We start from the raw sequence: 25857 nt of genomic DNA on the forward strand, positions 1-25857 counted from the left end.
TAATCATTCTCCAAATACTTCAATATTTATAAGCGTCGTTCATTTTTAAATCAGAAACCTGAATTGGGGGCATCGCTAACTCATTCATGATTTCTGGTGTCTTGTTATATAGCAATTGAATAATTCTATGCGGTGCAAATACATACTTTTGATTAAAGACCTTACCCCATTTCTGAAAAATCTGCTTATTGAAAAAACCACCTTCCTTAAATTCGCTTAAAGATGCTAATTCATCTATATTCAACGATATAACATAAGATTCCAGAGGAATGGTTTTTTTGGCAATACCTTCTAATATAGCGTGTGTAATATCATTTTCGTCCTTGGCAAAAACATTATGAATAGGTCCTAAATCAATTCGCTTAATCAATTTTGGAAATACCTTAGGCAGTTGTTTGTCTATGCCATAGGCCATGGTGTCCATATCCATTTTTCTGTCTGCGATATTTTTTAGTATTCTATAAATTTCGTCTTTGTAGTCTTCCACATTCTTACCGTCATAATTGAAATACAAATAACAAATAAACGGCCTATTATGGACCACGTCATAAAAACTCCAGCTTACTACATAAGCCGAATCAACAGCCTCAGGCGCCTCTAAAATTTTTCCCTGAACGAAGCGATTGAAAATATATTCTTTTTTTGCTGAGGAGTAATACACTATTGAAGCAGCTTGAAATAGTTTTCGCTTTGAAATGGGTTCTTTTTTACGCATAAGCGTATCCAAAAATTCTTCCTTCAAGATGTCAATATCAGTCAATTTACCCAAAAACTCTTTCCGTAGCTCTAAATCATTAAAAAGATACCTAAACTCCAGATAATTGGGAAAACTTGAGTCCGTTAAGTCTACCTTCATATTCTCCTCCTCATCATACATGTATTTAACACGCATGGCTTCAATAGAGTACAACAGTAAGTCACAATATTGTTTGAACAGCAGTAGCTCTTGCTGATTACAAATTTGCTTTTCCTGAATCGCAACTATAAGTTCCTTTAGCGTAAAATCTATCATTTTATGATAGAATACATACTGTTCTTTTGAATCTAATACAGCAGAATCTAAAGGCGTTACAATCATTTTTTAGCTTGGATAATTAATTTACGTACAAGGCCTTAAATACAGCCTCATCTAATTTAGCAAATTCAACACATTAGGGAATACTCAAAGCACTGAATCGATATGTGGTCGTTAATGGAAAATACCTCTTCTCAGTCGTGACTACGAAAGCAAATCATCATTCTGCTCATTTGGTTTATTTTCTCCCTTAGGCTCTGTCTCCTCAGTAGCGTTCGGATTTGCCTTGTAATATTCATCAAAGATATCTTTCATGTCAATGCCGTAGCGATTAGCAAAATTTTTCTGAATCTCATCATCTTTCACGCGAATCTCTTTTAAGGCCTCGGCATAACTACCGTAAACCCCCTGCATCACTTTTTCATGTACCGGGATATTATCCATCATTTCTTGTCGTGCTTTGGCACTAGCCGTGTGCATTGCTGCTAAGGTTTCGCCAATATGCTCATCTGTTTTAACACCGAGATGCTCTAAAATAGCTGCAAACTCTTGGTCCGTCCTAGCCTTTAAAGCTACCACATAACCATCATAGTAATTTAAGCGCTCATCCGTATCGCTTTTGAGTTTAGCCCGATGGGTTTGAAGATTACTTCGTAAGGAGGTTAGCACCTTAATGGTAAGGTTGTGCTTGTGCACAAAACTATCTTTTGAAGCGGCCAAAGTCGTGTAAGCATTCTTGAGACCTTCTAATTCTTCGACCTTCTGCTCTAACTGGGTTACCCGCTCCAAAGTTTCTGAATACTCCGTAGATTGTTTATCCGATACTTCGTCTAGAGCCTGTCTTGCCTGCTTTAATAGCGCATACTGCTCCTCCAGTCTAGATTCGACTTCCTTCTTTTTCTCAAGTGCTTTTGTGTGGTTTTTACTAGCCTCTACAATCGCTGTTTTTAAACTTTCCTCGACTTCTTTAATTTCTAGTTCCCTATCCTTAAGTCGCTTAATAGCCGCCTGACTCTTAAATGATAATTCGTTTAATAAAGTCTGTACATCTGCATTTTCAATGCGCTGTTGAAACATGGCCTTTGCTCTGTTGTCTGCAGAACCTCTTTCTTTTTGGGCCGCTGCTAACTCGTCCTCTGCCTTTTTTATTTTACTCTTTCTTCCCCATAAATTATTCCACCAGGTGTCCGGTTTATTTTGAGCATCTTCCAATTCCACCTTGGCACGTTCCAAACGCTTTACGGCATTATCTATAACCTTTTGCTCTTCTGCATTTAATGCAGAAAACCCCTCAAACATAATACCAACCTCATCTTGGTAATCAGTAAGGTCTTTAATGGCGTCTAACAAGGTTGTACGGTCTTTTTCGGCCATTTCAACTACATTATCTAAAGTAGCATTCAATATTTTTTGACGACTCTCTGGATCATCTTCTTGAGCTAATTTAGATTTCATTTGGTCAATAGCCTTTCCCCAATTAACGTCAACCTTTTCAGCTTTTTCGTTTGAGTTTGTTTCTAATAAGTCAAAGTCTTCAGACATACTGTATTATATTAAGTATTAAAATTATGAGTAAGCCAATTTCGGTATTTTTATAAGAGAATAAAAATTTTGCCCCACAAATTATAAGTAGTAAATGTTATAAAATTGTTACAATCATTGCTAAAGTAAAAGAGTTAACTAATTTTATAAAAAAACTAACCTATGAAATCTTATACCACGTTATTGGTAGTGTTTGTAGCACTGCTTTATTTGAATTGTAAAGACGAAAAAAAGACGATTGAAACGGCAGAGAGTGTAACTGAGAATACCGCTGATGACGCTTTGAAAATAATCCCAATTGAACATGCCACTTTAATTTTAGAGTCTGGTGATGATGTCATTTATGTAGATCCAACAGGAGGAGCTGAAGCATTTAAGGGCCAAAAACCACCAACACTAATACTTATCACTGATATTCATGGCGATCATTTAAGCCTCAAGACTTTAGATAAGTTAAACCTAGAAAACAGCAAAATTATTGCTCCTAAGGCTGTTGCTGATAAAATACCAAGTACAACAGCTAATAATGTTAAGGTTTTAAATAACGGAGAAACCACCATCGTAGATGAACTATCTATTGAAGCGATTCCTATGTACAATCTTAGAGAAGAGGCCCTTAAATTCCACGAAAAAGGAAGAGGTAACGGTTATGTGCTTACCTTAAACAATGAGCGGATTTATATTTCTGGAGACACGGAAGACATTCCCGAAATGCGAAATCTTAAAAATATTGATAAGGCATTTGTATGTATGAACCTGCCCTATACAATGCCTGTGGAAAGTGCTGCCAGTGCTGTTTTAGACTTTAAGCCAAAAGAAATCTATCCATATCATTACAGAGGAACCGCTGGTTTCAGTGATATTAATCAATTCAAGTCCATGGTCAATGAAAAGGATAAATCCATTAAGGTTACATTTTTGGAATGGTATTAATTAACAAACTGATTTGTTAATAACTTATAGTTTTCGGTCAATGAACCCTAAAACACTGCATTTAAGCTTAATTAATGGGCATTTCATCGGATAAAATGGCAACGCGTTTTCGTAATTAATTTGTAATTAAAGATTTAGCAAAAGGATTTTTTTCTATATTAGCAATTGAAACCCAATTCTAACCATATAAATCATGCTTAACCTAATGATTCCGAAAGCTTTCCTTGTCTCAACAACGCATCTGACCATGATTTTAATCGCCGTGGCATCCATATTCATGGTTTTTATAATTATTGCCATTGTTAAAATGTATAGATTAAAGGCTGAAAACAAAAAACTGATGGAAACAAATGCATTTAAAGATATTGACGAATCCTACAAGGATTTTACTGGAGGCCACCTTTATGGTGACCATTAAGGCACTAGAATATAGTCGAATGTACTGAAAGAAAAAACCAAGGTACTACGTACCTTAAGCCAATGTTCCTTAGCGCACCAGTTTTTTATACTTTATGCGTTTTGGGATCATATCCCCTCCTAAACGCTTCTTCTTATTTTCTTCATAATCGCTGAAGCTACCTTCAAAGAAATAGACTTGAGAATTACCCTCAAACGCCAATATATGCGTACAGATCCGATCTAAGAACCATCTATCGTGACTTATTATAACTGCGCATCCTGCAAAGTTTTCCAAACCCTCTTCCAATGCACGTAATGTATTAACATCTAAGTCGTTAGTTGGCTCATCTAAAAGTAATACATTACCCTCTTCTCTTAAGGTCATTGCAAGGTGCAAACGGTTACGTTCACCACCAGATAATAACTTGACTTTTTTGTTTTGTTCGCTTCCAGAAAAATTAAATCGGCTTAGATAAGCTCTAGAATTGACTTGACGGTTACCCATCATTATAAGCTCTTGTTCGTCGCTAAAATTTTGCCAAATGGTTTTTTCTGGATCAATATTAGAATGGCTCTGATCCACATATGCAATCTTAGCAGTTTCCCCAACTTTAAATTCACCTTTGTCCGGAGTCTCCTCGCCCATTATCATCTTGAAGATTGTAGTCTTACCAGCTCCGTTTGGGCCAATAACACCTACAATCCCCGCTTGGGGCAGTTTGAAATTTAAATCTTCATAAAGTAATTTATCGCCATAGGCCTTACTTACTCCTATGGCCTCAATAACATTTGTACCTAGTCGAGGTCCATTGGGTATGTAGATCTCAAGCTTTTCATCAAGTTGTTTTTGGTCTTGATTCATCAGCTTGTCGTAATTTTTTAATCGTGCCTTTTGCTTTGTTTGCCGTCCTTTAGCACCTTGCCTGACCCACTCTAATTCTCGCTCTAAGGTTTTTTGCCTTTTTGAGGCCACCTTACTTTCTTGTGCCATGCGCTTAGACTTTTGGTCTAACCAAGATGAATAATTTCCCTTCCAGGGAATACCTTCACCACGGTCCAGTTCAAGAATCCAACCCGCTACATTATCAAGAAAATACCTATCGTGGGTTACCGCAATAACGGTTCCCTTATATTGTGCCAAGTGATGCTCTAGCCAATGTACAGATTCCGCATCTAAATGGTTAGTGGGCTCATCAAGGAGGAGCACATCTGGTTCCTGAAGAAGCAATCGGCACAGGGCTACACGACGACGTTCGCCTCCGGAAAGCACTGAAATTTTCTTGTCCCCTTCAGGTGTCCTTAAGGCATCCATAGCAATCTCTAACTTAGTGTCTAGTTCCCAGGCATTGGAAGCATCAATTTTATCCTGAAGCTCAGCTTGCCTATTCATCAATTTCTCCATCTTATCAGGATTACTATAAACCTCCTCTAAACCAAACTGTTCATTAATATTATTGTATTCATCTAATATAGCCACCGTTTCAGCAGCCCCTTCCTTAACCACTTCCAAAACTGTTTTTTCGTCATCCAAAATGGGTTCCTGCTCTAAGTAACCAACTGTATAACCTGGTTTAAAAATAACATCACCTTGATAGTTTTTGTCAACACCTGCAATAATTTTAAGCAAGGTCGACTTACCTGACCCATTAAGACCTAGGATACCAATCTTGGCGCCATAAAAAAAGCTTAAGTGTATATTTTTTAGAACCGGAGTATTAGCTCCCTGAAAGGTCTTTGTAAGACCCGACATAGCGAAAATTACTTGTTTATCATCACTCATTACACACGACCTTTTAATGCATTAAACACCCAGGCAATTGCAAAAAACCCTACTCCGACGGCAGCGAATCCCCAACCGGCAACTTCATCGTATCTAAAGGCACCTAAGGCAATTAATCCCAGCCCTACAAATATCATTATCCATGTTGCCCAAGAGAGTACCGTATTTTTATTCATAGCCATAATTAAAATTTTAGTTTTGGTTAGTTATTCGCAAATATCGTGATTTTATAAAAAAAAGTATTCCTATGTGGAATGCTTTTTATTATTATTGGATTGTATTCTAATTAGGCCATGGGAACTTCAATCAAAATAACTTCTGCATTATCGTTTGCAGAGATTTTAACTGTATCTGTTTTAGATATTCCCATGGCATCCCTCTTTTTCAAGGTATTACCAGAAATTTCAATTTCACCATCTACAACAAATACATAAACCCCATTATTGTTTGATTTTAAATTTAATTCAACAGTCTTGTTACTCTCCAACTGGGTTCTGTAAATATAGGCCTGCTGGCTAATCGGCAGAGCTTTACCTATTGGTTTATCCTTAGGCGCAACTACTGTTTGTAGTTTATTTATTCTATCTTCTATTGGGAACTGACGCTGATCATAATGTGGTTCTACGTTCATTTCCTCAGGAATAATCCATAACTGAAGAAAATTAACTTCATCCGTTTTGCTATCGTTAAACTCGGAATGTGTTAAACCAGTTCCTGCACTCATGACCTGAACTTCACCGATCTCAATAGCGCGCTTATTCCCCATACTATCCTTATGGGATAGGGCGCCTTTTAAAGGTATGGAGATGATTTCCATATTCTGGTGAGGGTGCGTTCCAAATCCCATTTTGGGTTGAACCAAGTCATCATTTAGAACCCTTAACATTCCAAAATTCATACGCTCAGGATTGTGATAACCAGCAAAGCTGAAGGTGTGATAGGATTTTAACCATCCATGATTGGCATATCCTCTCGAGTCTGCTCTATGTATTATAGTATTCATATCATCTAATTTTTGTTATTAATTTCTTGGTAAGAAGCCCATTTTACCCATTTGATAGTCTCTCATGGCCTCTAAAAGTTCCGTTTGAGTGTTCATTACATAAGGTCCATATGTTGCTACAGGTTCATTAAATGGTTCTCCTGAAAGGAAAAGCAACTGGCTGTCTGATGTTACCTCAATGGAAATACCATCACCATCTTGCTGAAACTGGATGAGCTGATCAGCATCTAATTGCAGGTTATGTTGGCCATTCACTCTTACATCCCCTTTTAATAAATAAAGCAACCCCTGATGTATATCCGGAAATAATATAGACTCTTTACCGCCCTCCTTGGCGTCAATCATAAATGCGTTCACGGCTGTCTGGGTGTTTATAATACCTTTCTTATTTTGAAGATGTCCGGCAACGACCTTAGTTTTAACTTTCCCATCAGTTGATATAACAATTGGAAATTCATCTGATTTACCATGTTGATATTGGGCAGGAATCATTTTTTTATCTGATGGTAAATTCAACCAAAGCTGAATGCCCTCTATCGTACCGCCTTGTTTAACAAATGCCTCTGTTGGTTTCTCTGCATGAATAATTCCTCTTCCAGCCGTGGTCCACTGCACATCACCGGCCCGAACGACACTTTCATTCCCTAATGAATCCCTGTGAAGTTGCTCACCTTGGAATAAAAATGTCACCGGCTCGAAACCGCGATGCGGGTGAGGCCCAAGGTCAAAAGGATTATTACGCTCAGAAATATCATAGGGACCATAATGATGTAATAACACAAATGGATCAATCCCATCGATTTCACTGGTGGGCAGTGGTTGCCGTAATCTAATAGGGCCCATATTAACAAAATCGGCACGCCCTACTGTTTTTATTGTATTTAAATTCATTTTACTCTTTTTGTTAGATGTATATATTTTCCATGGAAAATATTAAGTTAAAAAAATACGTCTATCTCATTTTATCTAAAAGATAGCTCAACTGTTTTGCCTCTTCTTCGTTTAGATTTTTTAACAACTCGCTATTAAATTTTTTGGGGATGGCATCTAGCAAGGCCAAACCACCATCTGTAATTGCTATTTTTACTACACGCCTGTCATATTCGCAAGTCAAACGTTGAATGTAGTTTTTCGCACATAACTTGTCCATTAAACGGGTAGCGTTTGGTGATCGTTCCAACATTCGGTCTTTAATGGTTTGCACTTTTAGTGGTTCGTCAGCCCCTTTTAGGATTCTTAAAATATTATATTGTTGTGGAGAAATACCGTAATCCTTAAAAAATTCATTTTGGCAACTATTTATCCAGTTGGCGGTGTAAATGATATTCAATAGAGCCTTAACTCTATAGTTTTCAAATTTTGAATTAATATCTTTAGCTAAATCACCCATCCCTTCAGTTTAAATCTAATATAACACGTCAGAATACTCATCTTTCTTTTTAAAAACAGCACTTGCAAAAGGACACAGGGGCATAATTTTTAGATCTTTCGACCTGGCATACTCAACAGCCTCATGAACCAACTTATAGCCTACCCCCTGCCCCTGAAATGATTCATCTACTTCGGTGTGATCAATGATAAATTTATCTGACCCAGCATAACTATAAGTCATTTGTGCCTTTTTCTCTCCACTTATCTCTATAAAGAACTCTCCTTTTTTGTCACTGTTATGTTGTTTGATTTCCATAATTATAAGCTCTCTTTAAATTGTCTCACCTCCTTTAATAGTGCTTTGTTTAATTCCTCATTCACAATTTTCCCAGAATCAAAATTTTTATGAAATGAGGGCAAGGAGAATATTCCGGCAATTTTGGCTTCGTGTCTAGGAAAACGATCAGATGCCATAGCCAAAACGGATGCGCCACCACGCTCACCGGGAGATGTCGCCATAAGCAGCATAGGTTTACCTAGGAATGTCTTGGCTTCAACTCTAGACGCCCAGTCAAAAACATTTTTAAATGCGCCAGAATACGCACCATTATATTCAGCTAGAGACAAAACGATTCCATCAGCGTCTTTTATTTCTCTAATAAAAGAAACGGATTGTTCTGGAAAACCATGGTCTCTTTCCCTATCAGAACTATAAATGGGCATCTCAAAATCATTCAAATTCAATTCCTTAACAGTTACGCCCCCAACCAAATGGGCAGCATAATTTGCCAGTTGCCTGTTTATAGAGGTACTACTGTTGCTGCCAGCTAACGCTATTATTGTTTTCATACTTAATTTATTCAATTTTACTGTAACAAATGTAATATATTATTATTTATATTCCAAGGAATATATTTCCATGTAATACATATTTAACGTTTCATTTAGATAATAACCATGATTATTCAACCTAATGTTTTGTAAATTCGTGGCATATTAAAACCTCGTATGGATATTAAATTCAATAAAAACGAAGACCATAATAAGCTATTGGTCTCAGACCTAAAACAACGATTAGCAAAAGTTAAACTTGGCGGTGGGTCTAAAAGTATAGAGAAGCATCACAGCAAAGGAAAAATGACGGCAAGAGAACGCATAAATTACCTCCTTGACGCCAAAGCTAATGCAATCGAAATAGGCGCTTTTGCCGGGGATGGTATGTACGAAGATTATGGGGGCTGCCCTTCTGGTGGAGTTGTTGTTAAAATTGGCTATATCAAAGGTAAACAATGTATAGTCGTAGCCAATGATGCCACCGTAAAGGCAGGCGCTTGGTTTCCTATTACGGGAAAGAAAAATTTAAGAGCACAAGAAATTGCCATAGAGAATCGTCTTCCAATAATATATCTTGTAGATAGTGCCGGTGTGTTCTTACCAATGCAGGACGAAATATTTCCTGACAAAGAACATTTTGGTCGCATCTTTAGAAACAATGCCGTGATGAGCAGCATGGGCATCACTCAGATATCCGCCGTTATGGGAAGTTGTGTGGCAGGTGGTGCTTACTTACCGATCATGAGTGATGAAGCCCTTATTGTTGACAAAACAGGTAGTATATTTCTAGCCGGTAGCTACTTAGTGAAAGCTGCGATTGGTGAATCTATTGACAATGAGACACTCGGAGGCGCTGCAACACACTGCGAAATCTCTGGGGTTACCGATTATAAGGCTAAAGACGATAAGGATGCTTTAGACACCATTAAAAATATCATCGAAAAAATTGGTGATTTTGATAAGGCAGGCTTCAACAGAATAAAAACAGCCAAACCTAAAGAAAACCCTGAGGAAATATTTGGCATTCTGCCTAAAAGTCGTGCTGACCAATACGATATGTATGAAATCATTGAGCGTTTAGTTGATAACTCCGAATTTGAAGAATATAAAAAAGGCTATGGCCAAACCATCATTACTGGATATGCACGCATTGATGGCTGGGCGGTAGGTATCGTAGCAAACCAGCGCCAAATCGTAAAAACCAAAGGCGCCAAGACAAAGCCTAGTGAGATGCAGTTTGGTGGTGTTATTTATAATGATTCAGCGGATAAAGCCACCCGTTTTATCGCAAATTGTAATCAAAAGAAAATTCCACTTGTGTTTTTACAGGATGTTACTGGTTTTATGGTAGGTAGTAAATCTGAACATGGCGGCATTATAAAGGATGGTGCAAAAATGGTTAATGCCGTAAGTAATTCTGTGGTGCCTAAGTTCACCATAGTCATCGGAAACAGTTATGGTGCTGGAAATTATGCAATGTGCGGAAAGGCGTATGACCCAAGACTTATTGTAGCTTGGCCAAGTGCAGAACTTGCGGTGATGAGTGGTAATTCTGCGGCCAAAGTACTGCTCCAAATCGAAACCGCGTCATTAAAAAAGAAAGGTGAAAAGATTACCAAGGAGAAAGAAGAAGAGTTGTTTAATAAGATTAAGGACAGATATGATAACCAAGTATCGCCTTATTATGCAGCAGCTAGACTCTGGACAGATGCTGTTATTGATCCCTTAGATACAAGAACCTGGATAAGTATGGGTATTGAGGCGGCCAACCACGCACCTATTGAAAAGACTTTTAATTTAGGTGTGTTGCAGGTTTAAAATGCAACGAACCAACACCAAGAAACAATCGTCATATGCTATAATATTGTTGATATTAGCAGCTGAAGCTGTTTTTATTTTACCATTTGTTCTGCAAAGAATATTTAGAACCACTTTTCTTGAATCCTTTTCAATATCACAAACAGAATTAGGAAGCTGTTTTTCCATTTATGGTATTGTAGCTTTATTTTCTTATCTATTTGGAGGTCCGCTTGCCGATAGATTTAAACCTAGCTTATTGATGTCTGCAGCATTAATTCTTACAGGTTTAGGTGGTCTATATTTAGCATCTTACCCTAATCTTTTCAATCTGCATATCCTTTATGGATTTTGGGGCTTTACCACTATTTTTCTCTTTTGGGCAGCCATGATAAAAGCCACTCGAATTTGGGGCGGAACAAATAAGCAAGGTATTGCCTTTGGCTTTCTAGATGGTGGTCGCGGTTTGGTTGCTGCTCTTTTTGGTTCCCTTGGCGTTATTATATTTTCATTTTTTATTACAAAAGAAATTGAACTCACCTCCATAGAAGAACGCCGGTTGGCTTTTAAAGAGGTTATAAGCTATTCGTCTGTCGCAGTAATGGTCATAGGTGTTATGGTCCTTTTCTTTTTAAGACTCAATGATAAGGAGAATCTAGAATTTGAACATAATACTAAAATCTTAACCCTAGAAAATTTTAAAATTGTAATGAAATATAAAGCGGTATGGCTACTAATGCTAATTATTCTTTGTGCATATTATGGTTATAAAATGACTGATCTTTTTAGTCAGTATGCAGAGCAGGTTATGAATTATGATAAAATTGAAGCTGCCAATGTTGGGACCTATTTGCTGTACATGCGACCTGTAATAGGCGTTACTATTGGTTTGCTAGCAGATAGAACCAAAGCATCTCTATGGATTGTTGTAGGTTTTCTTTTAATGACAGTAACGAGTTTTATATTTTACTTAGGTATCATTGACCATTCTTCAACGCTTTTATTTGTCTTATCGATTGGAACCATGGCATTAGGTGTATATTCGGCAAGAGTTCTATATTTTGCCACACTAGAAGAGGCAAAAATACCCTTAGCAGTCACAGGCACAGCCGTTGGCTTTATATCTATAGTGGGCTATACACCAGACATTTTTGCAGGCCTATTGATGGGTTATGTTTTGGATGCAAATGAAGGAGTCATTGGATTACAACATGCCTTTGGAATTATGAGCATATTTACTTTTGTTGGCTTAATAGCATCTTATATGTTTTATCAACATTCCAATTCAAGAGCCACTTAATTTCCTTGATGGTCTTTTACACGCGGTACAGTTAGTAACTTAGTCTGTCTACCATTTACATACCTGAATCCATTTAGTCCCCAAAATCCAGCTTCTTCAAGCATGATTCGTATATCCCGTTTCCATTCTGGTATATTTACCGTGGTGTTCAATTCAATGGCATAAACAGTGTTTTTATGTAATTGATTATCCGCCATTTTCAATAGACGTTAGTATTAAGAGTACTAAAAAATTTAGTATTATTGAAGAAATATAAATATAAAATGAGCTATCGCTACACCATTATTTTATTTTTTCTTGTTTCATTAATTTCACATACTCAAAGTATTGACCTTTCCATTGCAAATCGAAAACAATTTGTATCCGTTAAATCACTTCCCGAATTAAATCCGAATGATATCTCTGAAAAAATAATCTTGCCTGAAGACACTCTAGTTTACATAAAACAGAAGTTTACCAGTGCTGATTTAGACTATTATTGTAAGTGTATTGAAAACGAAGAAATAGCTAATTCTTATTATGCTTTTGCATTTACAAAACGACAAAAGGGATTTCAGAATGACAGAGTAACCCAATGGAATGCAGATATTATTTTATTTATTGACAAGAAAATTCCCAAGAACGTCCAAAAAGACTTTAAAAAGTTTATTAAACCCATTTCAAATTTAAAAAACTTAAAAATTAATTATTCTAAGGACCCATTGAACTCTAATTATCATATCATTGCTTCGGACACCTCCTTAAAAATCTACAAAAATGATAAAGATTCTTTAGATATTGAGCACGCTCTTAGTGGAGCAACATATCAACTAATTTCCGATTCCAATGATAAATACTACTCAGCCAAATTGAGTTTAGATATAGACGCAACCCAAGACTCAGAATTATTACTAAAAAAAATGAAGCAGTTGTTTTTTTTAAGTTTAGCACAATTTCAAATCGGTAGTAGAAATCAAAACGATAGTCTGCTAAGCTTAGATTATAATAATTCTGAAAATATATCTAGTTACGATATAGCCATTTTAAAACTACATTACATAAGGATACACGATTATCCCTTTACTAAGAAAGATTTTTCCACATTTTACAAAAAGCTTAAACCATTATGTTCAGAATAGTCCTGATTAACCTAAAAATTGTTCCTGTCCTCGTATTCGTGCTATCTTGTTCCAATTTTTCCATTGCTCAAAACAATCCGAAAAAAGAAAGGTCTGTTTTTATTTCAAAAAAGGTTTACGACACAAAATATCAAAAAAAGGATTCAATTGGAGTAATGGTAAGGGGTAAGGATACCCTGGTACAAATTAAGACAGAAAAGCCTTGGCCGTCTTTACCTGAAAAAAGCGATGCTAAAATCGCTAAAAGCAGACATTCAACGTTTTTTGTACCTCAACAAGTGTTTATAAGTAATTACAAAAAATCAGACTCAATAGGATTTATGATTAGTGAAGCGGATACATTAGTTATGGTTAAAAAGCTTTTTACTCCAGCTGGTGTAAGAGTTAAATATGAGCCTAGAGACTCTACCTTTCTTGAATATTACAAGAAAATAGCATTTCGCTCAAAGCATAAAGATAGTACTAATACAGAAACTATGAAGTATTGGAAGGAACCAATTAAGATATATTTTGGAAATAATGTTCACAAAGACGTCGTGAAAGATGTAATGGTTTTATTTAAGCAAATTGATGAAAAGATCGATTCCTTATCAATTTCAAAAGTCAGAAAACTCGAGCAATCTAATTATGTAATCTTTAATAATGAAGGATATCAATACGAGCCTAGGGTAAATAAAACCAAAGCTGCGGACTATTTCATTGAATGGAATGGTAAAAGTCAAATTTTTAAAGGTTCATTGAGGTATGACACCAAAATACTACCGAGCTTGAAGCTTCAAATACAAAAAATAAAAGAAATTTTTATTGGCTCTTTAGGTTGGTTTATTGCTAATGATAGCCTTACCTGTGATAGCTTTTTTTCGAATTGTTATTCTGACAACAAACACATGACTGCGCTTGATTGGGAACTCCTTAAATATCATTACTCCTATGGCATCTGTAAAGGGACATCTTTAAACACATTTGAAGAACAACATCGAACGGCTCAGCAAGCTATTAGAGACAACAATAGTGTTAATAATTTTTATTTTATTCACTGAGGGGCTATATAATCTAATTTCCTAAATGTCCTTTTACCTTAGGAATGGTTAATAAGCTTGTTTGGCGTCCATTAACATACCTGAAACCGTCTTCACCCCAAAATCCAGCTTCTTCAAGCATGATTCGTATATCCCGTTTCCATTCTGGTATATTTACCGTGGTATTCAATTCAATGGCATAAACAGTGTTCTCATGTAACGGATAATCACCGTTGACAGGCACACCTCCTTGCGCATCCCACATACCTATGGTTGTCCCAGAAGAATGGCCATATGAGCCAAGTGGATGTGTATAAATTGCCGGTCGTAATCCTTCTGATTTTGCTTGACCTAATGACTCTGATAAGATCTTATTTCCTGTTTTTCCCGTTTCAAAATTGTTGGTAAAAATATCTTGAACTCGGTTTCCATCTTTTAAAGCATCTTGTAAAAATTTAGGAGGCTCAGTTTCATTTGGTTTTAAAACATAAGCTAATTCTTGACAATCTGTATTGAGTCTTAAATACGTGATTCCAAAATCGCAGTGTAACAAATCACCTGGTAATATCACCATATTTTCCGGACGATTTGAAAATGCATATAAGTGATTCCCCAATTCTTCTGCAGTACGTTGAACGTCGACGGTAGGATGAAACCAAGTCTTTAATCCCAATGAGGTAACCTTGTCTCGCATCCACCATTCTACGTCAGTTGTTGTGGTAACTCCAGGGGTAACTACTTCTTCTGAAAAGGCCTCTGCAATAATTTTATGGGTTATGTCTACTAACTGGTTGTAAATAACCATTTCGGTATCAGTGCGGGTCTCTATCCAGGCAATAGCCAATTTTTCTGCCGACTTAACCTTTTTTATATAGGATTTTGGTAAATAAGACAGAAATGTCTCGTAATCCGTTTTAACAATACCGTCACAAATATTAAAGTGTTCAGAATAATTAAGCCCAATAGACATTGGCTTTCGTTCTTCAATAATTTCTATAAGACGTTTCCATTGATCAGGCTCTTTTTCTTTATCCCATGCTGAAATGATATTTTCTCCAAAATTGTAGCGGGCAACTGCTAACTTTTCAATGGTATTGTTAGCCTTATCTCTGTAAAAAACTACAATCGTCCTGCGCCTTGCATTTAGCCAAGTCGCTGGGAGCATGGTTTTTAAAACGGGGTCTTCATTGTATTCCCTAGAAATTAAAATCCACATGTCAAAACCTGTTTCATCCATCAAACGGGGTAAGAGCGTATTGAAGCGCTCTTTTAGTACATTATCAATAACTTCAGCGCGCTGACGTTGTGGGAGAATCTGTTGACTTTGAATAGAAACTGATGTTAAGAAAAGGAGAAGAACTAAATATTTCATGATAGATTAAGTCTAGGGTTAAGATAAACCAATAAAATTGAACATGACAAAAATAAAGTATAGCGGCTAAAAAAAACGAATTACTTTTTTAACACCATATTCCTTAGTCAAGCAATCATAAGAAAACAGGATTTAAAGCTTAAACGATAATTAGAGGTTTTAGTCGGAAATAAACATTCAGATTGTTGAATATTAATATATTACTATTGATTTATAGCAACTTTACATCAACTTAAAACGCTTGATGCTCCATTTTAAATGTAAAATATTCTAAATTCTACAATGAATTTTGGTCAAAATTGGTTGTTATGATAACTTATATTTTTTCCTTCTTAAAACTGAAGTTCAATTTGATTTTTAAATTTACCTTCATACTATTTACACTTATGCCTATTTCGGTAAAGGCTCAGGTTGCCTTTACGGCGAAACATTATGATAGTATTTCAGAAAGGTCTTCTAATACTAATTTAGGATTTGTAAAGCTAAAAATTGACAATACTTCCTCAACATTTTTCACTGATATCTACTTTAATTCTAATGCGTCATTAGGATTAGACCCTGGTTATGATGCGGCACTTTTTGGCGGGACAGCACCTGCATACTCAATTTACTCCTTGTTGGTTGAAGGCAATACAGGAGTTCCCTTAGGTATACAAACATTAGGGTCAAACGATCTAAGTGGTGTTACTGTTCCTATAGGCATACACACTCCACAAGGAAATCAAATAACTGTTAGTATCGAAGAAATAACCATACCGGAAGATGTTAATGTCTACTTTGAAGATATGGTGGAGAATAACATTACCCTTTTAAATATATCAGATTATACCTTTACGGCAAACACCCTACTTAATAGTCCAGGTAGGTTCTTCTTGAGATTTGAAGGTCCGCCTTTAAATATGGACAACAGTAACTTCAACGCATTGAAAATCTATGCTATTAAAAAGGCAGAGTCCATAGTTATTGATGGATTATTAGATTCTGAAACACGTTTTACGCTGTATGATTTACAGGGGAGATTAATAAAAATAAAAGATATTAATGATTCATTGAGCACAAGGATAATTGGCTTTTCAAATTTAAGTTTGGGAGTACATATTATCAAATTAGAAAACAAGCAGGGTCAAACTAAAACCCAAAAAATTATCTTACTTTAAAATTTATAGAACTTCTACATTTAAAAAAGCAACAATAGTAATGTGTAGATAGTCGATTGCAATAGTACTTTTATAGTATTCAAGAAAATAATCTTTTTCTTGTATCGTAATAAAATAATCGGTTAAAAAGCATTATATACCTATTATAATGTATTTATATGTAAGTTTTTTCTTTAAAAAACATGTATTTCATCGAAAACCCTTTGAGTTAAACATCTAATATACCCTGATTTACGTATCATTATACGACCAAATCGTCTATAATGATTAAAAAAATTACTGTTTCTTACTTCGCATTCTTTATCGGACTAATAAGTACTTCTGCCCAAACTGAATTAGTTATAAATACTTATAAAGCTATTGTAGATAAAGCAAGTTTTACTTCATACAATGAAATTGGAAGTGTTAAAGTTGTACAGCCCAATTATAAATTCGTCGAAGAAAGAACCGATTTTGGATATGATTTAAACGCTTCAAAAGATGTCAATAACTTTAAAGACGCAGGTACCAATCCGAAAAACGAATCTGACCATAGTCTATTGAGCTTAAAACACAATCCTGAAGAATTGGATACACTAGACTTAAACCTTACCAAAATATCAGTCTACCCAAATCCTACATATCACAGTATTTCCATAACGATAACACCTGCTTCTAGCAAAATCAAGATTATATCGATATATGATGTTACCGGAAAACCTGTGAAAATCATCCGAGGTAATTTGAAACATATAGATATTTCCGAATTAAATTCGGGCGTATACTTAATGAAACTTGAGCTTGAAAATGGAGATCAAGCAACAAAGAAGATTGTAAAATTATAATTATTAGCAATTATGAAACCCATAACATCTCTTAAGGCAACACGTCTCTTTAATACTATTGTTTTAATATTATTTGTAGTATTAAATATCACTACATTATTACTCATGTTGGAATAAAACCGTGCTTAAATAAAAAAGAGCACCCAATGGTGCTCTCATTATATATGTTTTAGCCCGAGGACTACAAATTGTTACTTTCCCTTTGTGCTTTTTTCTCAGCCCTTAATTCTTTAAATCGCTCAATTGAAGCACCGAACACCCAATAAGGAATCACAAAAGTCAACAAAAAAATCATCAACCAAAATCCAATGGTGAGTATAGTTAAAAATGCTAAAAAACCTAAGTACTGATCAAATTCAAACATCGTTGTTTCATTTATTACGTTACAAAGATATAACCTTAATATTAGTTTTACAATAGTGCTAATGACATTTATCAACAGCTTATTAAAAGCCTAAACAGCCTTAATCAACAACTCAGCAGTAGCTGGATTTGTTGCCAATGGAATATTATGAACGTCACATAAACGCATTAACATAAGAATGTCAGGCTCATGGGGATGCCTATCAAGAGGATCTCTAAAAAACAATACCATATCACATTGTCCCTGCGCTACGCGAGCAGCAATTTGGGCATCTCCGCCCATAGGACCTGATAATAAAGCATGAACTTCAAAACCAGCTTTTTTTACTTTCTCACCAGTTGTACCTGTTGAAACGAGATTGATTTTTTTTTGATGTAATATGTCCCGGTGTTCATTTAAAAACTGAACCATTTCAGCCTTTTTTCCATCATGGGCAATTAATGCAATTTCCATTTACAAATTATTAACATGGTAATTCACTAAACCGTCTATAGGTCTTCTTACAAAATTACCAACTCTAAATCCATATTCTTCAGCTACTTCCATAATCTCCTCTTTTGAAAAATAAGCAATAGAACCTGCGAAGTGTACAGGACAATTTTTTAGTTCCTCCTTAAATTGCATAATCATATTCTCGGTAAATAACCTAAAACCCTTTTTTATAAGTGTTTTAATATATTCAGAGTCCTTATTCAAAAACATAAATTCTGCAAAACTTGCTAAATAAGCATTTGGATTACCCTGTTTGTAAAGATTATACTTTATGAAATCAGCTTCAAGATTATATTTATGCTCAAATGCCAACCGAATGGTTTGTGGCATTTTCTTAAAATAATAATCTCTTATAAGTTGTTTACCATAATAATTACCACTCGCATCATCCATTAATGTATAGCCTAAGCTTATAACACGCTGTTCTAAGCTTTTACCATTATAATAGCTGCAATTTGACCCTGTTCCCATTATACATACAACTCCAGCCTCATCTTTATGGTTTATGCAGGCCCTTGCAGCCGCCATGGTATCTTCCTGTACCTCTATATGAGCATTTAAAAATAGAAATTGAAGTACGTGGGTCAACATGGTTCTGGGCTTTTCTGTGCCACAACCAGCACCATAGAAAAAAATATGAGTTACTTCAGATTTGTAGCGCATCAACTCTTCACTACCACTTATTATTTTCTTAAGTTTTTTTTCGGTGAGAATCGCAGGATTTAAACCTTTTGTTCTAATTTTTTCAGCAAGACGCTTTCCAGTATCATCTATTGCAATCCAGTCACATTTTGTGGAGCCACCATCAGTTATTAAAATCATGATTAAGTTTTAAACAAAAATTCCGTAAGACAATAATCCTACGGAATTTCTAAAGTTATCTATAAGATTATAACGTATTGATTTTCTGCGCTAAATCTACTAATTTATTTGAATATGCAAACTCGTTATCGTACCAAGACACAACTTTGAAGAATTTAGAGTTTAACTCAATTCCTGCACTAGCGTCAAAGATGCTTGTTCTTGTATCACTTACAAAGTCTTGGGAAACTACGGCCTCTTCCGTGTAACCTAGAACACCCTTCATTGGCCCCTCAGAAGCGGCTTTAAAAGCTTTCTTGATAGCTTCATATGACGTTTCTTTTTCTAGTTTAACCGTTAGGTCAACTACAGAAACATCAACAGTTGGGACCCTAAAGGCCATACCGGTTAATTTCCCATTCAACTTTGGTATTACCTTACCAACGGCTTTAGCTGCACCTGTTGTTGAGGGTATGATGTTGTTTAAGGCCGAACGTCCTAATCTGTAATTTTTACGTGATGGCCCGTCTACCGTTAATTGTGTTGCCGTTGATGCGTGAATTGTTGTCATTAACGCCTCTTCAATTCCAAAATTATCGTCTAATACTTTAGCAACTGGCGCAAGGCAATTAGTTGTACAAGAGGCATTTGAAACGATTTTATGGTCACTTGTAAGCTCGTGGTCATTGACCCCCATAACAAACATAGGCGCATCCTTACTCGGTGCTGAGATAGCCACTTTTTTAGCTCCGGCATCGATATGGTATTGAGCGGTTTCTAAAGTTGTAAAAATACCTGTACATTCGGCAACCACATCCGTTCCTACTTCATCCCATTTTAGATTTTTTGGGTCACGCTCTGCAGTAACTCTAATGGTTTTACCATCTACTACTAAATGGCCATCCTTAACCTCTACAGTGCCATCAAACCGTCCATGAACTGAATCGTATTTTAATAAATATGCTAAATGTTCTACATCCAATAAATCATTTATCGCAACGACATCAACGTCTGAACGTTTCACTGTTGCTCTAAACACTATTCTTCCAATTCTTCCGAATCCGTTAATTCCTAATTTTAAATTTGACATTGTTATCTAGTTTTAGTCTTATTAATTTTAAACTGTCATTATATCCGAAACCCTAATGAGCTCCATATTTATTTTTGATTTTCCCTTGACCGCTTGGTCGAAAGGTGTTAAATCAATTACATCATTCTTGAGTCCGACCATATAATTGCTTTTACCGGTTAATAGGCTTTCTACAGCTTTTACACCCATTCTACTAGCCAATACCCTATCAAAACAGGATGGCGAGCCACCTCTCTGCATATGGCCTAAAACTGATACTCTGACCTCGTATTCTGTCATATTTTCCTCAACATAATCCGCTAACTCAAATACGTTTTTTCCAATTTTATCACCTTCAGCAACAACGACGACACTTGAAGATTTCCCAGAGGCCTTACTACGTCTTAAAGAGTCTAATAATCTTTCTAGACCTAAATCTTCTTCAGGTATTAAAATTTCCTCGGCACCTGCTCCTACTCCAACATTCAAAGCAATATGGCCAACATCACGTCCCATTACTTCAATAAAGAACAAGCGGTTATGAGAACTTGCGGTATCCCTAATCTTATCAATCGCCTCTACTGCGGTATTAAGCGCAGTATCATATCCTAAAGTATGCGTTGTTCCGAAAATATCATTATCTATCGTTCCAGGTATTCCCATCACTGGAAAATCGAACTCTTGATTAAAAATCATGGCTCCTGTAAAGCTACCGTCACCTCCAATAACCACAAAAGCATCTATACCCGCTTTTGTTAAGGCTTCGTAAGCCTTTTTTCGACCTTCCTTAGTTCTAAATTCCTGTGAACGGGCAGACTTTAGTATAGTACCTCCTTTATTGATTATTCCTTTAACACTTCGTGCATCCATTTGTTCAAAATCGCCTTCTATCAATCCTTGATAGCCTCTATACACGCCATAACATTCAATATTATGAAATGCACAAGTCCTTACCACTGACCTAATGCCCGCGTTCATTCCTGGAGCGTCTCCACCTGATGTGAAAACTGCTATTTTATTAATCTTGTGAAGCATCTATTCATTTATTTTAGTAAAATTACTAAAGAATCTGTTGAAAAACGTGCCTAAATTCATAAAATAGGGAGAGCGAAAACAATTCAAACGTTTTCGTTAATAACTATTTACATAAAACAATTTACAGGCAATAATTATGACTTTATTTTGGCCGTGTTTTTCTTAAAGGTAATGTAATCCGGTAGGTTTTCATCAACCGAAGTTTGAACCTTTTCATCTTTAGCTATAGATTCCTTATCCTTTCTGTTCTTTCCAGAAAAAATGATTTGTATTAACTCTTTAAAAGTATCAAAATCTACACTGTAAGACAATCCTAACCCTTGGGTGTATCCGATTTCTTCACCAAAATTTCGAATTACATTTTCTCTATTAAAGACCTTGGCTCTAAGTGTGCCGTCCTCATTTAACAACCAATCAATCTGAACATCACCCGTTATGGTGGTTTGTTGTGCACTACCAAACGGAACTCCAAACCTACCATTAACTAAAATTTTCTCATTGATTTTAGTTTGTACAGTTAATCCAAATCTACTATCGGTTTGAATTTCTGGGGTATCTTGGCCTAACTCCAAGTCTAGACCAATATTGAGATTTTCGCTTTCGCTTCCCAATAGATTGTTAACAATTCCACTTAAACGCTCCGAGATTGTTCCTGTAAAATTGGGACCACCCGTGTAACCTGAAAATCCGCCTGTACCCAAAAGAGTGAGGGCTTGTAAATCCCTTTCGTCCTTAGAGGCTAATCTATAATCTAGCTCCGACTGTAATGTGGAGTTGACATTTGGAAACCGCAAATCAAAGTTAGGGTCTGGTTGCTCTAATTTGCCAGTAAGCTGAATGATAACTTCAACTGGGATTCTTTGACTTATAGGATTATCCAATAAAATTGAGGGATTTGCAGTTGTAGAATAGACTGCCTTTAAATTAATCTCCGCTCGCATAGGGTCTCCTTCCCAAACAATACTTCCTCCTTGCTCAACCGCAAACATCTTCTGTACAAATCCACCATACTTAAAGTTGTAAATTCCTTCAAATACTGAGAAATCACCCCACATGTTAAAGGTGCCATTGGTATTAATTAAAAATACGAGGTTTCCTTCACCTTTGCCTTTTATTGTACTTCCCGCTTCTTTATCTATAACTATTTCTATGGTGGCATTTTCATCAACGTCAAGATCAAAATTTAATTCTAATCCTTTAACCTCAATTTGTTCTGCAACTTCTCCCCTTAGGCGTGCCTCTTTTTCTTCGGGACTTAAAAATTGAATAAATGAATTATCTCCGAAACTTTCCGAATCGTTGAGGGGTATATTAAAAACAGTCCCTTTTGCAGTTCTTCCAACCACGTCAATAACCAATTGATCGGTTGGTCCTGAAATTGAAGCTTTTCCAGAAACAAAAGCGTCACCATAATAAAGGGATTCTTCAGTCTCCTCGGTATTTAAAACCAAAAGCCTATCTGTATTTAAATCTAATCCTAAGCGCCAATCAGAAAAATTATCATGCTCTATATAACCATTTAAATACCCTTGGGAAAAAAATTTAGAATCGGTCATTGCTACATTATTGAAGATAAATCGCTGACCTTCTAAAGTTACCTTAGAATCAAAATCAAATCCGTAATCAACATTCAGATATGGAATGGACAACCCTGCCCTATCTAGAAATAACTCACCATCAATACTCGGTTTCCTTAAGCTTCCAGAAACCACAGCATCACCTGAGACTAACCCTCTAATATTGCTTATGACGCCCTCGCCTAAAGGGTTGAGCGGGGAAATTAGAAACTCCTCAAATTTTACATTAAGGTCTATTCTGGGGTCGTCTTTATCCACATCAACAATTCCTTGTGCTTTAAAAGAGGTGAGGTTATCATTTAGCAGCTCAATATCAACCTTATAGTCTGTTAGGGAATTGTTGCCTATGATTTTTGCGCTAAGATCACCCATATCGAAATCGTTTACAAAAAACGTACTTATATTTAAATTGGATTTGGGCAAATAGATTCCTTCGTTTTGTTCAACATCAATGTAACCGTCAACAACACCCTGTAAATCAAGACTATCGATGCGAGGTGTGATTTTTTGTAATTCCACCTCTCTAAAATTAACCTTAAAATTCTTGTTGTTTTTATCTGCAATTTTTCCTGAAACTATAATCTCTTCATTACCCTGAGTTATCCTTATAGGATTGATTTCAAATGACTTAAAGGTTCTATCGAAACGAATTTTATTGAGTGTGTCCCTTTCTGAGTTTATAAACCAATCGAAGTCTTTAAATTTAAAATCAGATTTTCTAAAACCAATAACTGACTTATTTTCGCCATCTACCGTATAGAATAAATTGAGGTCAAAATCATCTTTATTATTCTCTCCCCCCTTAAACCTTGACTTTATTAAAAGCGTATCGCGCTTGGTTACATTCACCAATCTAAATTGCGATGCATTGTAGGCTCCAGTGCTTAAACTATCGATTTCGATGTAAGTATTATAAATTGGGTTTCTGCTATCTACTGTTAAATTTAAGTTATGGACGAAATAATCTTGAAACTTAATCTCTGGGGAATTAAAATTCAATTCAAAACCGTCCTGACCTGTTTCTATACTTCCTTCTATAAACGTATTTTTACTTAAGTATAAATCCTTGAAAAATACAGCAGCAATTTTGGAATATATATTGAATCTAAAATTAAGATATTGCTCTTTGCTAAGTTCGTTAGGTACGTAATTGGTATAGATACTGCCTATGGCATTTTCAATTAATTTAGGGATATCCCTTATTCTGAAATCACCAGAAACCTTACCTTCGATGATATCAGGCGAATTAATCGTTATGGTTCTATTTTTCCCCTCAAACGAGGATACAATTTCAAAATCCTCAAAACCGTATAGTTCATCTTGATTTTGATAGGTTGTATTCTTTACACTGATTGTACCCTTTGCGTTTTCGTAACTTGAACCCTCGGCCGTCATATTTACAAAGCCTCTAAACTCAGATATAGTATCTCTTTGGACAAAGTTTAAGGTCTTTAAATTTGCATAGCCGACGTTGGCTTTAAAATCAAATGATTTAATATCTTTAGAAAAATCAGCAAGTCCATTGAAATCCAATTGTAAATTAGGATCATCTGCCATTAAAATACCATTGAAAACCTTGTTCCCTAAAATCCCTGAAACTATTATATTCGAATATTTGTAATCGTTATACTCTAAATTAAAAACCTCTCCCTTAATTTCCGTCTTAAGGTTGTCTATGGTAAATCCCTTACCATCAACATCAAGATTCAAAGAGGTATTCTTCACCAATGGGTCATTAATTAGTTCACCGATTGCAAACTCGTCTAAAATTATATTTCCCACATAGTTGGCATTGTCAATGTTGTCTATATCGGTGAGCATTAAATTAGATTTAACAAAGCCAATATCCGTATCAATAGCTATATCAGCCATTATTTTTTTTGCGGTAATATTTGAGCTACCATTAATTTTGAAGTTTCCCACTTTGGAAAGAACAGTTGGAATAGACTTACCCAATATCCCAGGCAGAAGCGCTATTAAATCATAATAGTTTGATGCTAAGTTTTGAAACTGTCCATCCAATGCAAAACTATCCTCATCCTGATTGAAAAGGCCTTTGAATGTAATTTCACCTATGATTCTAGTATTGCGTGTAGTACTTACATTAAGGTTGGATGCTTTTAAATTATTCAAGGTACCTGACAAATCCACATTTAATGTCGCTAGTTGATTCGTGCCAAATTCGTCAAAGAAAACGTTGAGTTCCGTTAAAGATACTTTCGAGTCGTTAAAGCTTGCTTCAACAAGGACCTTGTCCGTAAAGTCCTTAAGGTCTTCTCTTGCGTATTTAAATGTTAAGTTTCCCTTAAGTTCAGTTTTTTCGGTTTTAATATTAAGATTGCCAAAGGTCATATGGTCCAATGTGTATTCGAAGTTTGCCATTAGGTTCTGAACCTTCACACCTCTACTATCAGTAAAACTGAAATTATTTATTCTCGACGTAACTTCTGGGCCGTTTATTAAAAAGTTGGTTGTATTGGCATTTAAACCGGTAAACTCAAACACCTTAGGATTTTCTAGGTTTTCATCTGACAATTTAAAGGTGCCATCTTCAATTGTGATATCACTTGAAGAAAACAGAAAATTACTAGGGCCAACCCTTGGGTTGTCATCATCAAACTTTGCAATAAAAACATCCAAGTTAGTGTCTTCTTCGCCTTGGTAAGTTTTTAGGTTAAAGAGCAAACCCTGAATATCAATATCACCAAAATTTAATTTACTGTCAATAAGGTTTTTAAAACTAATGATAGATGTGTTCAGCTCAATTACACTAATTAAGGTGTCTTTTTTGTAATCCTTAATTAAAATTTCCTTTAGTTCAACATCACCATTAAGCTGAAGACCAACCTTGCCAATATTAATGTTAGTCTTAAATTCTTCATTTAGCCGTTTCGTAGCATATTGACCAAGTTTAGTCTGCACGGCAGGTATACCCAAGATAAGGAAGGTAATGATAAATAGCAGTAATATTATACCTGCTATTTGAGTTATTATTTTTACTGCCTTTTTGATCAAGAAACCCCCTTTTAAATGAATAAAATCTCACTACCTTTGA

Annotated in this window: 24 protein-coding genes and 1 pseudogene; 8 read left to right on the plus strand and 17 right to left on the minus strand. The window is 35.7% G+C overall.

The genetic code is table 11. From position 1 onward, the window contains the following. Positions 1-19: 19 nt before the first annotated feature. Both CA834_RS08905 and CA834_RS08910 read right to left on the minus strand, forming a co-directional pair. On the minus strand, positions 20-1078 hold the full coding sequence (locus CA834_RS08905; RefSeq protein ID WP_094968345.1) for a hypothetical protein: 1059 nt from the start codon (positions 1076-1078) through the stop codon (positions 20-22). A 141-nt stretch (positions 1079-1219) separates the two neighbouring features. Further along, positions 1220-2557, minus strand: a complete 1338-nt coding sequence (locus CA834_RS08910; protein WP_094968346.1) for a coiled-coil domain-containing protein — start codon at positions 2555-2557, stop codon at positions 1220-1222. 162 nt (positions 2558-2719) lie between these two features. On the opposite strand from CA834_RS08910, the gene CA834_RS08915 reads away from it, so the two are divergent. Continuing rightward, the gene (locus tag CA834_RS08915) at positions 2720-3490 is read left to right on the plus strand and encodes an MBL fold metallo-hydrolase (RefSeq protein WP_094968347.1); all 771 of its coding nucleotides are present in this window, start codon (positions 2720-2722) and stop codon (positions 3488-3490) included. A gap of 205 nt (positions 3491-3695) precedes the next feature. Continuing rightward, positions 3696-3908, plus strand: coding sequence for a hypothetical protein (locus CA834_RS14590; RefSeq protein ID WP_133085477.1), 213 nt, complete (start codon positions 3696-3698; stop codon positions 3906-3908). Positions 3909-3977: 69 nt separating this feature from the next. On the opposite strand, the gene ettA is transcribed toward CA834_RS14590, so the two are convergent. The 7 genes from ettA to CA834_RS08950 all read right to left on the minus strand — a co-directional run bounded on the left by ettA (position 3978) and on the right by CA834_RS08950 (position 8892). Further along, the gene (ettA, locus tag CA834_RS08920; protein ID WP_094968348.1) at positions 3978-5669 is read right to left on the minus strand and encodes an energy-dependent translational throttle protein EttA; all 1692 of its coding nucleotides are present in this window, start codon (positions 5667-5669) and stop codon (positions 3978-3980) included. Continuing rightward, entirely contained in the window at positions 5669-5851 is a 183-nt protein-coding gene (locus tag CA834_RS08925) for a CAL67264 family membrane protein (protein ID WP_094968349.1), read from the minus strand. Before CA834_RS08925 ends, ettA begins: the two co-directional genes overlap by 1 nt. A gap of 104 nt (positions 5852-5955) precedes the next feature. Further along, the gene (locus CA834_RS08930) at positions 5956-6672 is read right to left on the minus strand and encodes a pirin family protein (protein WP_094968350.1); all 717 of its coding nucleotides are present in this window, start codon (positions 6670-6672) and stop codon (positions 5956-5958) included. An 18-nt stretch (positions 6673-6690) separates the two neighbouring features. Beyond that, positions 6691-7515 carry a pirin family protein gene (locus tag CA834_RS08935; RefSeq protein WP_240507545.1) on the minus strand — a complete coding sequence of 275 codons (825 nt, stop codon included), beginning with the start codon at positions 7513-7515 and terminating at the stop codon, positions 6691-6693. A 109-nt stretch (positions 7516-7624) separates the two neighbouring features. Next, positions 7625-8062 (minus strand): MarR family winged helix-turn-helix transcriptional regulator, encoded by a 438-nt coding sequence (locus tag CA834_RS08940; RefSeq protein WP_094968352.1) that lies wholly within the window; start codon positions 8060-8062, stop codon positions 7625-7627. Between the two features lie 15 nt (positions 8063-8077). Beyond that, positions 8078-8359 carry a GNAT family N-acetyltransferase gene (locus tag CA834_RS08945; RefSeq protein ID WP_094968353.1) on the minus strand — a complete coding sequence of 94 codons (282 nt, stop codon included), beginning with the start codon at positions 8357-8359 and terminating at the stop codon, positions 8078-8080. Between the two features lie 2 nt (positions 8360-8361). Beyond that, positions 8362-8892, minus strand: a complete 531-nt coding sequence (locus tag CA834_RS08950) for an NADPH-dependent FMN reductase (protein ID WP_094968354.1) — start codon at positions 8890-8892, stop codon at positions 8362-8364. Positions 8893-9051: 159 nt separating this feature from the next. Here CA834_RS08950 and CA834_RS08955 point away from each other — a divergent pair, with 159 nt between their 5' ends. Together CA834_RS08955 and CA834_RS08960 are read left to right on the plus strand one after the other, a co-directional pair. Continuing rightward, entirely contained in the window at positions 9052-10695 is a 1644-nt protein-coding gene (locus tag CA834_RS08955; RefSeq protein ID WP_094968355.1) for an acyl-CoA carboxylase subunit beta, read from the plus strand. 1 nt (position 10696) lies between these two features. Beyond that, a complete protein-coding gene (locus CA834_RS08960; RefSeq protein ID WP_094968356.1) occupies positions 10697-11974 on the plus strand; it encodes an MFS transporter in 1278 nt (425 codons plus the stop codon). Here the strand turns inward: CA834_RS08960 and CA834_RS08965 are convergent. Further along, a pseudogene (locus CA834_RS08965) lies at positions 11971-12156 on the minus strand (M24 family metallopeptidase); the annotation flags it as partial. The gene CA834_RS08960 and the pseudogene CA834_RS08965 sit on opposite strands and share 4 nt — an antisense overlap. A 60-nt stretch (positions 12157-12216) precedes the next feature. On the opposite strand from CA834_RS08965, the gene CA834_RS08970 reads away from it, so the two are divergent. Together CA834_RS08970 and CA834_RS08975 are read left to right on the plus strand one after the other, a co-directional pair. After that, complete coding sequence (locus CA834_RS08970) at positions 12217-13092, plus strand: hypothetical protein (protein ID WP_133085478.1); 876 nt, start codon at positions 12217-12219, stop codon at positions 13090-13092. Beyond that, positions 13080-14132 carry a hypothetical protein gene (locus CA834_RS08975; RefSeq protein ID WP_094968358.1) on the plus strand — a complete coding sequence of 351 codons (1053 nt, stop codon included), beginning with the start codon at positions 13080-13082 and terminating at the stop codon, positions 14130-14132. The genes CA834_RS08970 and CA834_RS08975 overlap by 13 nt, the downstream gene beginning before the upstream one ends. A 13-nt stretch (positions 14133-14145) precedes the next feature. On the opposite strand, the gene CA834_RS08980 is transcribed toward CA834_RS08975, so the two are convergent. Continuing rightward, positions 14146-15483 carry a M24 family metallopeptidase gene (locus CA834_RS08980; protein ID WP_094968359.1) on the minus strand — a complete coding sequence of 446 codons (1338 nt, stop codon included), beginning with the start codon at positions 15481-15483 and terminating at the stop codon, positions 14146-14148. A gap of 308 nt (positions 15484-15791) precedes the next feature. Between CA834_RS08980 and CA834_RS08985 the strand changes: the two genes are divergently transcribed. After that, positions 15792-16640: a T9SS type A sorting domain-containing protein gene (locus CA834_RS08985; RefSeq protein ID WP_094968360.1), complete on the plus strand. Its 849-nt coding sequence runs from the start codon at positions 15792-15794 to the stop codon at positions 16638-16640. 263 nt (positions 16641-16903) lie between these two features. Next, entirely contained in the window at positions 16904-17464 is a 561-nt protein-coding gene (locus tag CA834_RS08990) for a T9SS type A sorting domain-containing protein (protein ID WP_094968361.1), read from the plus strand. Between the two features lie 181 nt (positions 17465-17645). On the opposite strand, the gene CA834_RS14705 is transcribed toward CA834_RS08990, so the two are convergent. The 6 genes from CA834_RS14705 to CA834_RS09020 all read right to left on the minus strand — a co-directional run bounded on the left by CA834_RS14705 (position 17646) and on the right by CA834_RS09020 (position 25817). Beyond that, complete coding sequence (locus CA834_RS14705) at positions 17646-17828, minus strand: hypothetical protein (protein WP_094968362.1); 183 nt, start codon at positions 17826-17828, stop codon at positions 17646-17648. Between the two features lie 90 nt (positions 17829-17918). Further along, positions 17919-18281 (minus strand): methylglyoxal synthase, encoded by a 363-nt coding sequence (locus CA834_RS09000; protein WP_094968363.1) that lies wholly within the window; start codon positions 18279-18281, stop codon positions 17919-17921. Further along, entirely contained in the window at positions 18282-19142 is an 861-nt protein-coding gene (locus CA834_RS09005) for an N-acetylglucosamine kinase (protein WP_094968364.1), read from the minus strand. Positions 19143-19209: 67 nt separating this feature from the next. Beyond that, positions 19210-20211, minus strand: a complete 1002-nt coding sequence (gene gap / locus CA834_RS09010; RefSeq protein ID WP_094968365.1) for a type I glyceraldehyde-3-phosphate dehydrogenase — start codon at positions 20209-20211, stop codon at positions 19210-19212. 27 nt (positions 20212-20238) lie between these two features. After that, positions 20239-21225 carry a 6-phosphofructokinase gene (gene pfkA, locus CA834_RS09015; RefSeq protein WP_094968366.1) on the minus strand — a complete coding sequence of 329 codons (987 nt, stop codon included), beginning with the start codon at positions 21223-21225 and terminating at the stop codon, positions 20239-20241. A 134-nt stretch (positions 21226-21359) separates the two neighbouring features. Beyond that, entirely contained in the window at positions 21360-25817 is a 4458-nt protein-coding gene (locus CA834_RS09020) for a translocation/assembly module TamB domain-containing protein (protein ID WP_240507550.1), read from the minus strand. Positions 25818-25857: the final 40 nt, after the last annotated feature.

The organism is Winogradskyella aurantia (genome assembly GCF_002266855.1).
Classification (GTDB): domain Bacteria; phylum Bacteroidota; class Bacteroidia; order Flavobacteriales; family Flavobacteriaceae; genus Winogradskyella; species Winogradskyella aurantia.